Below are 14873 nucleotides of genomic sequence, written 5' to 3'. Positions count from 1 at the left end.
ACATGGCAAACACTAACGGCAAAAGCGGCAATGACAGCGGTCGTCTCTTCACCACCCAACAAAGCCTCGATAGCTACGTCAAATCCATCTGCGACATCATGCGCCGCTCCAACTGTGCCGGAGCCCTGCAATACGTCCCCGAACTCACCTGGATTCTCTTCCTCCGCATCCTCGACGAGCTAGAAGCCGCCGAGCAAGACGAACTCGAAGCTGTCGGACAAGATTTCATCCCCTCTCTCGGTACCCCCTACCGCTGGCGCGAATGGGCTGCCCCCTACGACGAGAACCTGCTCAAACTCGTTGATGGCTTACCCCAAGGCTGGAAACGCAAAGAACTCACCGATGGAGCCGAAGGGGAGTTCTTCAATTTTCTCCATAACGACCTGATACCCCACCTCAAAGATCTAAAAAATCTGCCCAACCCTACCCATCGGCAAAAGGTCATCAGCGAAATCATGTCCGGTGTAGAACGCACCCGCATCGATACCGAGAAAAACTTTCAGGACATCATCGATAAAGTCCACAATATTAACCAAGAGAATATCGACACTACCCATATCTTCGCCCTCTCCCAAGTCTATGAAGGGCTGCTGCTCAAAATGGGCGAAAAAGGCAACGACGGCGGCCAGTTCTTCACCCCACGGGTCGTGATTCGGGCTATGGTCAAAGCCATTGACCCCAAGATTGGCGAAACCGTCTACGATCCAGGCTGCGGCACGGGCGGATTCTTAGCAGAAGGCTTCAACCATATTCGCAAAGCTTTAGGCGATGCTATCGACGCCGACCAGCAAGAAACCCTGAAGTACAAAACCTTCTACGGGCGGGAAAAAGACAACGCCATTTACCCCATCGCCTTAGCTAACCTCATTCTCCACGGCATCGACCTGCCCCATATCTGGCACGGCAACACCCTCACCGGGGGCGTCTCCTACGAAGGCTTATACGAGGGTGCTCCTTCCCAATTCGACGTCGTCCTGATGAATCCACCCTTTGGCGGCAAAGAAGGCAAAGCCGCCCAAACCAACTTCGCCTACCAAACCGGCTCCACCCAAACCCTCTACCTGCAACACACCATCGCCTCCATGAAAAAGGGTGCCCGCTGTGGCATCGTCCTCGACGAGGGCATCCTGTTCCGCACCAATGAAACTGCCTTCGTCCAAACCAAGCGCAAGCTATTGGATGATTGCGACGTGTGGGCGATTGTCAGCCTGCCCCCCGGCGTCTTCACCTCAGCCGGTGCCGGCGTCAAAACCAACCTTGTCTTTTTCACCAAGGGTCAACCCACCGAGTCCATCTGGTATTACGACCTCAGCGATCGCAAAGTCACCAAAAAGAAACCCCTACTCGACAAAGACTTTGACGAGTTCTTCAAGCTGTTGGCGAGCAAAGGGGAGAGCGATCGCAGTTGGACAGTCACCCGTCAGGACATCGAAGCCAAGAACTTCGACTTGAAAGCCGTCAATCCCAACAAGGTTATTGAAGAAGATACCCGTACGCCAAAGGAACTGCTCGACCTCATCGAGAGCAAAGGCAAGGAAGTTGCGGCGGCGATCGCCAAACTACGGAGTTGACAACATAGATGGGCCGCTATTGAGCTATTCCATGCCTTGCATCATGTCATTCAACTCAGCCAGCAACTCCTCATGATTCTTCCACTCGCTGACCTCACCGGTTTTATAAACTTTGGCAATGAACGGTGATGGAGTCTCACGGGCAAATGCCTGCATTTTCATAAATGCCTTGAGGAAAACCTCGATCATGTCCTGCCCTGGCAAATTTTGAGATGCCAGATTTTCGCAGCGCCGTCGCAAGTTTGACACTGCCCAAACAGCGATCAATGAAAAAAACGGTTTGTTTCGGTTCCGTCCCCGTCATGCAGCTTTAGGCTGTAGCTCGCACCGAATAGCTTCTTCGACTTTAAGGCGATCGCAGCGGTAATCCTCAGCCAAATCATCAATTGAGTCTCCTGCCCGATACCGCTCTGCCAAAATACTGGTTGGGATGCCCGTTCCCTCAATAACTAGTCGCCCAAAGGCAATACGCGGATCAATCACTACAATGCGCGGGTTGTTCTCTTCATGGGTGCGGGTAAAGGGATACAGAACAATAGTGGAATGTGAGGTGATGGAGAATAGGGGAGTCGAACCCCTGACCTCTAGGGTGCGATCCTAGCGCTCTACCAGCTGAGCTAATTCCCCGCACTCAAAGGTATCTTAGCAGAGACGGTCAGGGCCGTTGGCGACAAATTTCAACCATTGACTGAGGCGGCATCCCTGCCGGATTGATATGCTGAGGCTAGACTAAAGCCTGCGACTAATACTTTCGGTCAGCGGTTTTAGTCTTTGGGCAGACAGAGAATTTCGCAAGCTATGTCAAAGCGCGATCGCAAGACTGAATTTTCATTAGAGGGTCGCTTTTTGGGGTTTTCGCCTCAGGGAACCTCTGACAACAAATATATTGATTTGCTGACGGCTAAGGGAGGACACCGAGTCAAGCTGCGTAAGTCTCTGCGGCCTATCCTAGCCGACTACTTGCTGCCCGGTGATGTCATTCGCGTCTTTGGTGAGCAAAAAATTGATGACGACCAGGACGCGCCTCAGCTCAAAGCTTTGAGAATTGTGCGACTCGCTCCAGAGCAGCTTCAGGTAGCGCCAGAATCACCTGCTGAAGCGATCGCTCCTCAGAAAGAGACTCCTCAAAGTAAGTCTAAGAGCCAAAAGCCTGCCAAAATTCTAGTCTGCCAAAAGTCGAGCTGTCGTAAGCGTGGTAGCGAAAAAGTTTGTCAACAGCTAACTGAGAGCTTGGAGAAATCAGACCTGGGCGATCGCGTCACGATTAAGAAGACAGGCTGCATGGGCCACTGCAAGAGCGGCCCCCATGTCGTCTTTATGCCGGATAAGAAGCGCTACAGCAAGGTGAAGCCCAAGACTGTACCAGAGCTGGTCGAAAAGCACTGCGTTGAGAGCTAAGGGCCACCTGTGAACCTATCTTCGGCTGCTGAAAACTCAACGCTAAGACATTTAATTGCCCAGCGCATTCAGGCTAGTGCCTTGCCGGGTATTTCCTTTGCTGAGTATATGGATTTGGCCCTATATCAGCCAGACTGGGGCTACTATGCCAGCCAGAAACCTAGCCTCGGCCCGACGGGTGACTTTGTCACTTCACCTCATTTGGGGCACGACTTTGGCGAACTGCTAGCCGTGCAGCTTGCTGAATTTTGGCATTGTCTCGGTCAGCCTGAGCCTTTTTCCCTGGTGGAAATGGGAGCCGGACAGGGCTTGGTGGCGGCTGATGTTCTGGCCGCTCTGTCGCAAGACGACGCGGACTGCTTTGCGGCGGTGGAGTATACCATCATTGAAAAGTCGGCGGCGCTGATGCAGGAACAGCAGCGGCGGCTACGGCCCTGGCAGGACAAAGGGGTGAAGCTACAGTGGCGATCGCTAGCCGAAATCCCTGAAAGTTCCGTTACGGGCTGCTTTTTCTCCAACGAACTGGTTGATGCCTTTCCGGTCCACCGCGTAGTACTGACCGAAACCGGACTGCAAGAAATTTATGTGACTCTAACAAACGCCTCTGATGAACCCAAATTTCAGGACGCGGTGGGGCCGCTGTCCACGCCTGAGCTGTCGGCTTATTTTGAGCTAGTTGGCATTGACCTAGCGCCGCCGCGCTATCCTGTAGGCTATCAGACGGAGATAAACCTAGCCGCGCTTGACTGGATTACCACTGTTGCCCAAAAGTTACGGCGAGGCTATCTGCTCACCATCGACTACGGCTATCCCGCCAGCCGCTACTATGGCCCCAGCCGCTCTCAGGGAACATTGCAGGCTTATTATCGCCACGCCCATCACAGCGATCCCTATGCTCATGTGGGGCAGCAAGACCTGACCGCCCACGTAGACTTCACGGCGCTAGAGCGACAGGGAGAGCGGTGTGGCTTACAGAAACTAGAGGCTACTCAGCAGGCCATGTTTTTGATGGCGCTGGGTTTAGGCGATCGCCTCGATGCCTTAGCCGCCATCACCGAAACTGACGGCAAAACGATCCAGGCGGCTTTGCGTCGCCGCGATCTGCTACACCGCCTGATTGATCCGATGGGGCTAGGCAACTTCGGCGTTTTGCTCCAGGGCAAGGGACTAAGCGCTGAGGAAAGCGGGCGATCGCTCAGGGGCTTCACCATTCCGCCGCTGATGTAGGTCAGGCAGGCTAAGTTTGGCGATCGCGTCATCCAGCAGCTCACAGCCCTGCTCAACGGTTTCAATCTGACAGAGGCGATCGCGCAGCTCGGCTGCTCCCTCAAACCCTTTGGCATACCAGGCCATGTGTTTTCGCGCCTGCCGAATACCGCGCTGCCCCTTATACTCCGCCAGCATAATTAAATGTTCGCGGGCACAGGCTAGCCGCTCTGGAACTGTCGGAGGCTGTCGCAGCGTTCCAGTCTGCAAAAAATGATCAATCTCACCCACCAGAAAGGGATAGCCCAGCGTCCCCCGCGAACACATCACGCCGTCCGCTCCGGTCTGGGTCAGGCAGCGCACCGCTGCCTCTACCGAGAAAATATCGCCGTTGGCAATCACCGGAATGCTGAGCGCCTGCTTCACCTGGGCAATCCACTCCCAGCGGGCCGTGCCCGTATAGCCCTGCGATCGCGTCCGTCCGTGTAGGGTCAGCATTTGGGCACCTGCCGCCTGCATTCGCAGCCCAAATTCCACCGCATTGATGTCGTCGTCATCCCAGCCGATGCGGGTTTTGACCGTCACGGGCACGTCTACCGCTGCCACCACGGCGCGGACAATGGCCTCTGCTGTCTGGGGCTGCCGCAGCAGAGAAGAACCGCCCCCTTTGCGGGTGATCTTATTGACCGGGCAGCCCATATTGATGTCCACCGTATCGGCTCCTTCCGCGACGGCTTTGACTGCCGCCTCAGCTAAAAAGTCAGGCCGACAGTCGAAAAGCTGAATGCTGATGGGACGCTCATTGGCCTCAATTTCCATCAGCTTGGGCAGCTGGCGCATATGGTGCAGCTCTGAAGCGCTGACCATCTCGGTATACATCATGGAATTGGGGGCATAGCGACGCACCAGCCGCCGAAATACTAGGTCGGTCACGCCGGAGAGCGGCGATTGCAAAACCCGGCTGGAAACCGTCACCGCTCCAATTTTTAACGGCTCTGCCAAGCGCTGTTGGAGCAGGGGCGGCAGCACGAGCATATGATTAGTGGGACTGTGAATCAGACTTGGCACTGACGAGGACACGTTCTTGAGTTTGATAGTAGCAGCTATTGCGACCCTGCTTTTTGGCAGCGTAGAGAGCCTGATCGGCGGCGGCAATCAGATCTGCCGGGGTATTTTGCAGGCTGGGAAACACCTCTGCAATGCCCAAACTCACCGTTATCACCTGATTGATGGGCGAGTCTAAGTGGGGAATGGCCGCCTCGGCGATCGCCCATTGAATTTGCTCTGCCACCCAGATTGCCCCGTTTAGCCGAGTCCTGGGCAGCACAACGGCGAATTCTTCCCCACCGTAGCGGGCTACTAAATCCGCTGGACGATTGACCGAACTTGCTAAAATTTGAGCAATTTGCCGTAGGCAGTCGTCTCCAGCCAGGTGCCCATAGAAATCGTTGTAGCGCTTGAAAAAGTCTACATCGCACATGATTAAAGCCAGCCCTGTCTGCTCTCGCCGCAGGCGCCGCCACTCCTGCTGCAGATAGCTATCTAAACAGCGCCGATTTGGAATTTGAGTCAGGCCGTCTAGATTGGCCAGTCGCTCTAGCTTCTGGTTGGCTGCCTGGAGCTGCTGGTAAAGTTCGGCCTGCTGGATGGCGATCGCCAGCTGAGTTGCGAGTTCTCGCAGCAGCAGCTTCTCATCCTCACTCCAGCAGCGAGAGTCATGGCGGCGCACGCCCATGATCCCCTTCAGCTCTCCCTCAAAGCGAATGCTGATAGCCAAAACAGCAGTCGTCAGTCGGTTGGAACCAGCGGGCTGGGAAGTCATATCTACAACCAGCATGTCAGCCTGCTGTAGTGCCGCCTGAACATGAGGATCTTGCTCAACTGACTGAGTAGAGTCTGAAAAAGTCTGGTACTCGTCGGCCACATCAGTTTTCATCTGCTGGAGCGACTGAGTTTCCGCATTCCACAGACCTACAAAGCTAGAGCTGCTTTCAAAAGCGGTCAATAGCTGATGCACCGTTTGACTCAAAATCTGATCTAGATCTAGGCTTTGACTGATAGCTTCTACAATGTCATTGAGCAGTGCTTCGCGGCGGGCCTGCTGGGTGGCCTGGGCATAGAGCTGGCTTTGCTGAATGGCGATGCTGAGCTGAGCTGTGATTTGCTGCAGGAAATCAATTTCCCAGTCTTCCCAATGGCGAACCTTGGTACACTGATGGGCAACCAGCAGTCCCCAGAGCTGCTCTTTGAGAAAGAGCGGCAACGCTAGCGCCGAGCGTACCTGAAGCTGGCGCATCAGGTCGATATAGCAAAGAGACGCTTCTACGGTATCAATATCTCGGATAACGCTGACATAGCCCTGATAGTAGCGCTGCTGTAGCTGGGTTTGAAAACAGGGATCTTGAAATGTCTGTCCAGTGAGAGAAAATTTTTCATTGCTGACCGATTCGACAAATACCTGCCCGTTTTGAACCGTGTCTAGCTGGTAAATTAAGACGCGATCTGCCTGCAACCAAAGTTGAATGTCTTCGGTCGCTGTTTTGAGAATTTCGTCTAAGGCCAGAGTTTGCCGCATCCGCTGGGTGATGAGTCCTAAAACGCGATCGCGTTTGGCCTGCTTCTGCAAATTTTCTTCAAACAGCTTGCGTTGGGTCACATCTCGCGCCACGGCGATCGCCTGCTGCGTTTCTAGACCAATAATGCGAGTTTCAAAATATCGCGGCTGTCCCTCTATTGATAGCTGGCACTCAACGGTTTCTACCTGCCCCGTCGCTAAGGTAGATTGCAGAGCTTGGTGCAGCCGCTGTCCAAGGGGCGGCGGCAAGCATTCACTCAGATGAGAGCCTGAAAACTGGCCTGACTGAAATGCCTGCTCGACTTGCTCAATGCCGGTAATGTAGTTGACCGTGCCGTCAGCATTGAGATGCAGCATGACATCTGGAAAGGCTTCTAAAATGCTCTGCATCTGTCGGTTCATCTGATGCAGCTTATGGCCCATCTGCTGATGTTTTGCCACTGCCTGCAGCATTTGCTGCTGCCGCCGCCGCAGGGCTAGCTGGTGGCGAACGCGAGTCAACACTTCTTCGGCTTCAAAAGGTTTCGTAATGTAATCAGCTCCGCCCAGATCAAAGGCTTGAATCTTATTAGCCAGATCCCGATAAACGCTGATAAAAACAATTGGAATATCCTGCGTCTCCTTTTGCTGCTTGAGCTGCTTGCAGACCTCGTAGCCGTCCATCTTGGGCATCCGAATATCCAGCAAGATCAAGTCCGGTGCCTGCACTTTAACTGTTTCTAAAGCCATCTCACCGCTGACGGCTTTGCGGACACTATACCCTTCACTTGATAGCAAGTTGGCGAGAGCACGCAAATTGTCTAGCTCATCGTCCACAATCAAGAGGCTGACCGGCGTTTCAGTCATCACTACCTGCAAAAAAAACGATTCTCTCTCTCCTGCAACAAGCACCGATACTGAAAATGTGGCATAAATCTAGATCAGTCTAGAGTAGGTTTCAGTTCAGGCGTCAGCTAACTATCACCGCTGCGAACGGTTGTGATCTAGATCAAGGAGATATTGTGATCTTACACAGAAACCTTAAGGATACCGCGTCTGTAAAAATACTAGATTTCTCTAATCAAGCTGAACTGATGGCTTTTTGCCTAGCAGCCAGTATGTCATCATTTCTCCTCGACCTTTGACTTCTATGATGCCGCGCCGTTGAAGCTGATACCTTTTTTGCAACGCTTCATAAACTACCTCAGTTACCTGAATTCTGCCGGGTTCCCCCAGCATTTCCATGCGGCTCGCCATATTCACGGCGTCTCCCCACAGATCGTAGCTGAACTTTCTCATGCCAATAACACCGGCAACGACCGTTCCCGTATTAATACCGATGCGGAGCTGAAAAGGCTTACCGCTCGGCTTATAGTATCGCTTAATCGTTTCCTGCATCGCCAAAGCCATTTGGGCTACGGCGTCGGCATGGTCAGGGCGAGGCACAGGCAGTCCGGCGGCGGCCATATAGGCATCGCCAATTGTTTTGATTTTCTCTAGTCCGTACTTTTCAGCTAGCGCATCAAAGTCGGAAAAGATCTGATTTAGCAAGCTGACTAGATTCTGGGGCGAAATCTCAGAAGCAACCGCCGTAAAATCGACGAGATCGGCAAAGAGAACGGTTACATGGTCAAAACTTTCAGCAATATTGCGAGACCCTGTTTTGAGCCGATGGGCAATTTGATAAGGCAGAATGTTGACCAGTAGCCTTTCTGAGCGCTGCCGCTGCTGCCGCAGTTCTGCCTCCATCCGGTGGCGATCGCTGACATCTTGAACGGTGCCCTCATAGAACAGCACTTCTCCGTTCCCATCTAGGGCCACGCGAATATTTTCGCTAATCCAAATTTTGCTGCCGTCTTTGCAGTAAACTTCTGACTCAGCGTCCGTAATTTGTCCATACTGACGCAGATAGGCAATCAGCTCTTGCCGTCGCATGGGCCGCGTGTAGAGCTGCTGCCCCATGTCAGTCACGCTTTCGATCAGGTCTTTAGGTGAGTCATAGCCTAAGATTTTAGCAAGCGCTGGATTGGCGCTGAGATAGCGCCCTTCTGGCGTAATTTGAAAAATTCCTTCGCTGACGTTTTCAAAAATGCTGCGATACTTAGCTTCGGCTTCCCGCAGCGCGTTTTCGGTTTTTTGGCGATCGCGTACTTCCTGCAGCAGCAGCGCATTTTGCTGGCTGAGCTGTCGCCGCTGCTGAAACAGGGTGAGCTGATTGCGCACTCTGGCTAAAACTTCCGCAGGCTGAAATGGCTTGGCAATATAGTCAACGCCGCCCGCTTCAAACCCTTTGACCTGATCGCTAACTTCGTTGCGAGCACTGATAAAAATAACGGGAATATCGCGTAGTTCTGGGTTCGTTTTGAGGCGGCGGCAAACTTTGTAGCCGTTGATATCGGGGAGCTGAATATCGAGTAAAAACAGGTCGGGAGGGGTGGCTTGGGCAATGGCGATCGCTTCAAGTCCGGTCGTTACCTGTTGAATTTGGTACCGATGCTGCAGAATTTCCTGTAGGATTCGGGCACTGACAGCGTCATCCTCAACAATTAGAATGCTTGCTGAGGCATGGAGTAGTTTAGAGGGCATTGAGTGTACTCCACTGCCTAAAAAGAAATTTAGAAAATAAAGTTTGGGTAAATATTCTCTAGTGAGATGTTCAAAGCTACATCTTAACTTGACCTTTTAATCTCAAACTATTGATAAAAGTCAATTTTGTCTATTCCTCCAGCTCATCTATAAGTTAAAAAGCAGACTCAAGGGGGATTAGCCCCTTTATTCATCCCTGCAGCCCTGGATTCAGAAAACTTTAAAGCCTAATTGTTAGGGCTAGCTGAGTTTGAGATAAGACTGTCAGCATAGCTGGGCTGGGCGATCGCTTACCATTGGAATAACTGCCATCCTCAACCCTTTATGCCTGCTACTGCAACCGACTACAAGCACATCTGGCTCGATGACGACCAGGTTCCTTTCATTGTCAACACAACGATGAAGGTGGTTGAGCTAGTGACCGCTTACCTGGTGCATGGCTGGAGTCCAGAGGAACTGCATTTTCAATATCCCCATGTTTCGTTGGGCAAGGTGCATTCTGCTTTGGCGTACTACTGGGATCATAAAGCTGAGCTTGACGCTGATATGCAGCGGCGCTATGAAGTTTCTGAGCAATTGAGACATCAACAGCCGGAAAATCGGATTAAAACAATACTTCAAGCTAGAAGATTGACAGCCAGAAACTCAGATGAGGAGACCCGTTTTGACGGTTAGAGGGTTTGCTCTACTCTACATGGCTAATTTGTACTACTTCCGAAAGTAGAAGCAAAACCGACCTACTGTTTGGTTAGTCAGCTTTAGAAGATAGCCACAGGATTATTTCACATGGGGATCCGTTTGTACATAGATGAGAATGTGCCCCGCCAAATTACAACAGGTCTTCGTTTGCGCAAGGTAGATGTTTTAACCGTTCAAGAAGACAAGCGTTCAGGAATAGCCGATCCACGGGTTTTAGAGAGAGCAGCAGAACTTCAAAGAGTTTTGTTTTCGATGGATGATGATTTGCTAGCGATCGCCCATCAGCATCAGATAGAAGGCAAGACTTTCTTCGGCGTCATTTATGCACATCAACAAAATATTACGATTGGCGGCTGTATTCGTGATTTGGAACTGATAGTGCGAGTCTGTGATCTGCAAGATTTAGTGAATCAGGTTTTATTTTTGCCGCTGTGAGCGATCGCGATCTCCCGCATAATAGAAGAGTGGCTAACTTTACAGTTCTTAAAAATGGCGAGAGACCTGCGGGGATTCCTGAAAATACTGGAGCAGCGAGGGCAACTGCGGCGGATTGGAGCGCTGGTAGACCCTGACCTAGAAATTGCTGAGATCTCAAACCGAATGCTGCAGTGTGGTGGGCCAGCGCTGCTGTTTGAGAACGTGAAGGGATCGCCCTATCCGGTCTTGGTGAATTCCCTGGGCACGGTGGAGCGGGTCTGCTGGGCCATGAATATGGAAAAGCCGGAAGAACTAGAAGAATTAGGCCGCAAGCTGGGGATGCTGCAGCAGCCAAAGCCGCCTAAAAAAGTTTCTCAGGCGATCGAGTTTGGCAAAGTCTTGTTTGACGTGGTGAAGGCTAAGCCGATGCGGGACCTGCTGCCGCCCTGTCACCAGGTAGTGATTAAGGACGAGGCGGTAGACCTAAACCAGATTCCGATGATTCGGCCCTACCCCAAGGACGCAGGCAAAATCATCACCCTAGGACTGGTGATCACCAAAGATCCGGAAACCGGAACTCCCAATGTGGGCGTCTATCGCCTGCAGCTCCAGTCTAAGAACACCATGACGGTGCACTGGCTCTCGGTGCGGGGCGGGGCGCGGCACCTGCGCAAGGCGGCGGAGCGGGGTCAAAAGCTGGAAATTGCGATCGCTCTGGGGGTCGATCCGCTGATCATCATGGCGGCGGCGACTCCGATTCCGGTGGATCTTTCAGAATGGCTGTTTGCCGGACTCTATGGCGGTTCTGGGGTGCGCCTGGCTAAATGCAAAACCGTTGATTTAGAAGTGCCTGCCGATTCTGAGTTCGTCCTAGAGGGCACCATTACCCCTGGCGAAATGCGCTCAGACGGCCCCTTTGGCGACCACATGGGCTACTACGGCATTGCCGAAGACTCGCCGCTGGTGCGCTTTCACTGCGTCACCCACCGCAAAGATCCGATCTATCTCACTACCTTCAGCGGTCGCCCGCCGAAGGAAGAAGCAATGATCGCGATCGCCCTTAACCGCATCTATACCCCCATTCTGCGGCAGCAGGTGTCGGAGATTGTGGACTTTTTCTTGCCCATGGAGGCGCTTAGCTACAAAGCCGCCATCATTTCTATTGACAAAGCCTATCCCGGTCAGGCCCGCCGAGCGGCGATGGCCTTTTGGACGGCGCTGCCCCAGTTCACCTACACCAAGTTCGTCATCGTCGTCGATAAGGACATCAATATCCGCGATCCGCGTCAGGTAGTCTGGGCAGTCACGTCCAAGGTCGATCCGCAGCGAGACGTATTTATTCTGCCGGATACTCCCTTTGACACCCTCGACTTTGCTAGCCCCAAACTGGGCTTAGGCAGCCGCATGGGCATTGACGCCACCACAAAGGTCTACCCGGAAACCGACCATGAGTGGGGCGAACCATTACAGTCCGATACAGACGTGGCTGGGATGGTGGATCGCCGCTGGGCTGAGTATGGGCTGGGGGACATTGTGCAGGATGAAGTGGATCCAAATTTGTTTGGCTATGATATGGGGCGGTAGTGGCTTGCTTAGAGAGGTTACAAAATTGGCTGAGGGCCGGGCCTGCTGTCTAGGATAGAAATAGTTGCGTACAGCCCGGCTACCATGAGTAATGCGATCGCTCCTTCAGAAACAGCTTCTTCGTCAAATCGGCTGGTGAGGCTTTATCAGTCACCGATTGGCAAAAAGCTGATTACGGGCGTGACAGGATTAGGGCTAGGCATTTTTGTGCTAGTGCACATGCTGGGCAATCTGATGCTGTTTGCCAGCCCCGCCGCCTACAACGAGTATGCCTACCACATTGAGCAGTGGGGGCCGCTGCTTCACGTCATAGAGCTAGGGCTGCTAACATTCGTGATTTTTCATGCCCTGCTCGGTATTCAAATTTATCTGGGCAAGCTTAAGGCTCGCCCTACAGGCTATCAAACCTATGCCTCCGCGGGTGCGCCCAGTCTCCAGTCCCTCAGTTCACGCACAATGATTCTGACGGGGCTGGTGCTGGGCGTTTTTCTCATCTTTCACCTAATGGCGTTCAAGTTTGGTCCCTACTATGCCACGACTCTGGCTAACGGCACTGAAGGACGGGATTTAGCGCGGCTGGTGATTGAGAAGTTTCAGACACCGCAGTACACCTTTGGCTACAGCGCCGTGATGGTGCTGCTAGGATTCCACCTGCGGCATGGGCTTTGGAGCGCATTGCAGTCTTTGGGGGCGATGAGCGCCGGGGTGAAGCCGCTGGTGTATGGCCTTGGGACGGGACTGGCCGTGGCGATCGCGGCTGGCTTCATCGGTCTACCCTTGGCGATTTATGTGGGTTGGATTAGTTGATTGTGTCTGGTAGTCGTCGGTTATGCCGCGCCTTACCGGGTCTGTTCCATGTTTGATTAAAGACCGTATATCTGTTAGAAAATCTATGCTTGATCCGCGCGTTCCGGACGGCCCGCTGAAAGAAAAATGGGACAGTTTTAAAGAACACTGTTCGCTGGTCAGCCCCAACAACAAGCGCCAGCACACCGTTTTAGTGGTCGGCACAGGACTGGCCGGAGCCTCAGCCGCTGCCACCCTAGCTGAGCTGGGCTACCGGGTCAAAAGCTTTTGTATTCAGGACTCTCCCCGCCGCGCCCACAGCATTGCCGCCCAAGGCGGCATCAACGCCACCAAGAACTATCCCAATGACGGCGACTCGGTATGGCGGCTGTTCTACGACACGATTAAGGGGGGTGACTATCGCTCGCGCGAGGCCAATGTCTACCGCTTGGCCCAAATTAGTAACCAGATTATTGATCAGTGCGTGGCTCAAGGGGTGCCCTTTGCGCGGGAGTATGGCGGGCTGCTGGCGAACCGTTCTTTCGGGGGGGCGCAGGTTTCCCGCACGTTCTATGCGCGGGGGCAGACCGGGCAGCAGCTTTTGCTGGGAGCCTACAGCGCTCTGATGCGGATGGTGGCAGCGGGGCGAGTGGAGATGTTTGCTCGGCGGGAACTGCTGGACTTGGTGGTGGTAGAGGGGCAGGCGCGGGGCATCGTGGTGCGCAACCTGGTGACGGGTGAATTTGAGCGCTATGCCGGAGATGCGGTGCTGCTGTGTACGGGGGGATACGGCAACGTGTTCTATCTCTCTACCAATGCTAAAAATTCTAACGTGACGGCGGCTTGGCGCTGCTACAAGCGGGGGGCGCTGTTTGCCAATCCCTGCTATACCCAAATTCACCCCACCTGTATTCCGGTGTCAGGCAGCTACCAGTCAAAGCTGACGCTGATGAGCGAGGGTCTGCGCAATGATGGCCGGGTCTGGGTGCCCAAAGATCCCAACGATCAGCGATCGCCCAATCAAATTCCAGAGGGCGATCGCGACTATTACCTAGAGCGCAAATATCCCAGCTTTGGCAACCTAGTCCCCCGCGATGTAGCCTCCCGCAATGCCAAGCAGGTGACGGATGAGGGTCGGGGTGTGGGGGAAACGGGGCTGTCAGTCTATCTGGACTTTCGAGACGCGATCGCCCGCTTAGGCCAGGAGACTATTGCTGAGCGCTACGGCAACCTGTTTGACATGTACCAGCGGATCACGGGCGAGAATCCCTATGACGTGCCGATGCGGATCTATCCGGCAGTTCACTATACGATGGGCGGCCTCTGGGTGGACTATCACCTGATGAGCACGGTGCCGGGGCTGTTTGTGCTGGGAGAGGCGAATTTTTCCGATCACGGGGCGAACCGGCTAGGAGCCAGTGCCCTCATGCAGGGACTCGCCGACGGCTATTTCGTCATTCCCTATACCCTAGGAAACTATTTGGCTCAGACAGACTCATCTCCGGTAGAAACCACCCATGACGCCTTTGCCGAAGCGGAGGCCACCGCCTACAGCCGCACCCAAAAGCTGTTGAGCATTGGCGGTGACAAAACCGTGATGGAGTTTCACCGAGAGCTGGGAAAGCTGGTTTGGGACGACATCGGCATGTCGCGCGATCGGGCGGGGCTAGAGCGGGCGATCGCGGCGATTTCAAAGCTGCGACAGGAGTTTTGGCAAAATCTGCGGGTGCCGGGTGAAGCCAATACGCTGAACAAAAACCTGGAGTTTGCCGGACGGGTAGCCGACTTTATGGAACTGGGCGAACTGATGGCGCGAGATGCCCTGCAGCGAGAAGAATCCTGTGGCGGTCACTTCCGCGAGGAGTATCAAACACCGGCAGGAGAAGCCCTGAGAAACGACGAGCAGTTTTCATTCGTGGCGGCCTGGCAATACCAGGGCGACGATCAGGCCCCCACTTTGCACAAAGAATCGCTCACTTTCGAGAATGTTCAGCTCACCCAGCGCAGTTATCGGTAGAGGTCTTATAAATTGGACATATCCTGACGCAAATGAGATCGCTGTTGCTTATTTG

At 53.5% G+C, this 14873-nt stretch carries 12 protein-coding genes, 1 tRNA gene and 1 pseudogene; 8 read left to right on the top strand and 6 right to left on the bottom strand.

Annotation, left to right across the window (positions count from 1 at the left end; genetic code table 11):
• Positions 1–2: 2 nt before the first annotated feature.
• Positions 3–1571, top strand: a complete 1569-nt coding sequence (locus tag QJQ48_RS21355) for a class I SAM-dependent DNA methyltransferase (protein WP_346293274.1) — start codon at positions 3–5, stop codon at positions 1569–1571.
• A 24-nt stretch (positions 1572–1595) separates the two neighbouring features.
• Here the strand turns inward: QJQ48_RS21355 and QJQ48_RS21350 are convergent, their stop codons facing one another.
• From QJQ48_RS21350 to QJQ48_RS21340, 3 genes and pseudogenes are all read right to left on the bottom strand, one after another.
• Positions 1596–1811 carry a hypothetical protein gene (locus QJQ48_RS21350; protein ID WP_346293273.1) on the bottom strand — a complete coding sequence of 72 codons (216 nt, stop codon included), beginning with the start codon at positions 1809–1811 and terminating at the stop codon, positions 1596–1598.
• A gap of 60 nt (positions 1812–1871) precedes the next feature.
• A pseudogene (locus QJQ48_RS21345) lies at positions 1872–2108 on the bottom strand (DUF433 domain-containing protein); the annotation flags it as partial.
• A gap of 17 nt (positions 2109–2125) precedes the next feature.
• Positions 2126–2198, bottom strand: a tRNA-Ala gene (locus QJQ48_RS21340).
• A gap of 171 nt (positions 2199–2369) precedes the next feature.
• Here QJQ48_RS21340 and QJQ48_RS21335 point away from each other — a divergent pair.
• Positions 2370–2969 (top strand): (2Fe-2S) ferredoxin domain-containing protein, encoded by a 600-nt coding sequence (locus QJQ48_RS21335; protein ID WP_346293272.1) that lies wholly within the window; start codon positions 2370–2372, stop codon positions 2967–2969.
• Between the two features lie 9 nt (positions 2970–2978).
• Entirely contained in the window at positions 2979–4196 is a 1218-nt protein-coding gene (locus tag QJQ48_RS21330; RefSeq protein WP_346293271.1) for a class I SAM-dependent methyltransferase, read from the top strand.
• Here QJQ48_RS21330 and dusB read toward each other — a convergent pair.
• The 3 genes from dusB to QJQ48_RS21315 all read right to left on the bottom strand — a co-directional run bounded on the left by dusB (position 4137) and on the right by QJQ48_RS21315 (position 9315).
• The gene (dusB, locus tag QJQ48_RS21325) at positions 4137–5210 is read right to left on the bottom strand and encodes a tRNA dihydrouridine synthase DusB (RefSeq protein WP_346293270.1); all 1074 of its coding nucleotides are present in this window, start codon (positions 5208–5210) and stop codon (positions 4137–4139) included. The two genes, QJQ48_RS21330 and dusB, sit on opposite strands and share 60 nt — an antisense overlap.
• A 4-nt stretch (positions 5211–5214) precedes the next feature.
• On the bottom strand, positions 5215–7596 hold the full coding sequence (locus QJQ48_RS21320; protein ID WP_346293269.1) for a diguanylate cyclase domain-containing protein: 2382 nt from the start codon (positions 7594–7596) through the stop codon (positions 5215–5217).
• Positions 7597–7806: 210 nt separating this feature from the next.
• A complete protein-coding gene (locus QJQ48_RS21315) occupies positions 7807–9315 on the bottom strand; it encodes an adenylate/guanylate cyclase domain-containing protein (RefSeq protein WP_346293268.1) in 1509 nt (502 codons plus the stop codon).
• A 324-nt stretch (positions 9316–9639) separates the two neighbouring features.
• Here QJQ48_RS21315 and QJQ48_RS21310 point away from each other — a divergent pair, with 324 nt between their 5' ends.
• The 5 genes from QJQ48_RS21310 to QJQ48_RS21290 all read left to right on the top strand — a co-directional run bounded on the left by QJQ48_RS21310 (position 9640) and on the right by QJQ48_RS21290 (position 14818).
• Complete coding sequence (locus QJQ48_RS21310; RefSeq protein WP_346293267.1) at positions 9640–9990, top strand: DUF433 domain-containing protein; 351 nt, start codon at positions 9640–9642, stop codon at positions 9988–9990.
• 111 nt (positions 9991–10101) lie between these two features.
• Positions 10102–10449: a DUF5615 family PIN-like protein gene (locus QJQ48_RS21305; protein ID WP_346293266.1), complete on the top strand. Its 348-nt coding sequence runs from the start codon at positions 10102–10104 to the stop codon at positions 10447–10449.
• Positions 10450–10503: 54 nt separating this feature from the next.
• A complete protein-coding gene (locus tag QJQ48_RS21300) occupies positions 10504–12015 on the top strand; it encodes a UbiD family decarboxylase (RefSeq protein ID WP_346293265.1) in 1512 nt (503 codons plus the stop codon).
• An 84-nt stretch (positions 12016–12099) separates the two neighbouring features.
• Entirely contained in the window at positions 12100–12822 is a 723-nt protein-coding gene (locus QJQ48_RS21295) for a succinate dehydrogenase cytochrome b subunit (RefSeq protein WP_346293264.1), read from the top strand.
• 85 nt (positions 12823–12907) lie between these two features.
• Complete coding sequence (locus QJQ48_RS21290) at positions 12908–14818, top strand: fumarate reductase/succinate dehydrogenase flavoprotein subunit (protein ID WP_346293263.1); 1911 nt, start codon at positions 12908–12910, stop codon at positions 14816–14818.
• Positions 14819–14873 lie beyond the last annotated feature (55 nt).

It is taken from the genome of Sphaerothrix gracilis Ecp01 (assembly GCF_030405905.1).
In the GTDB taxonomy this organism is placed as follows: Bacteria; Cyanobacteriota; Cyanobacteriia; order Phormidesmidales; family Phormidesmidaceae; genus Sphaerothrix; species Sphaerothrix gracilis.
Note: the sequence above shows the minus strand (reverse complement) of the source record. Positions and strands in the feature narration are given on the sequence as shown.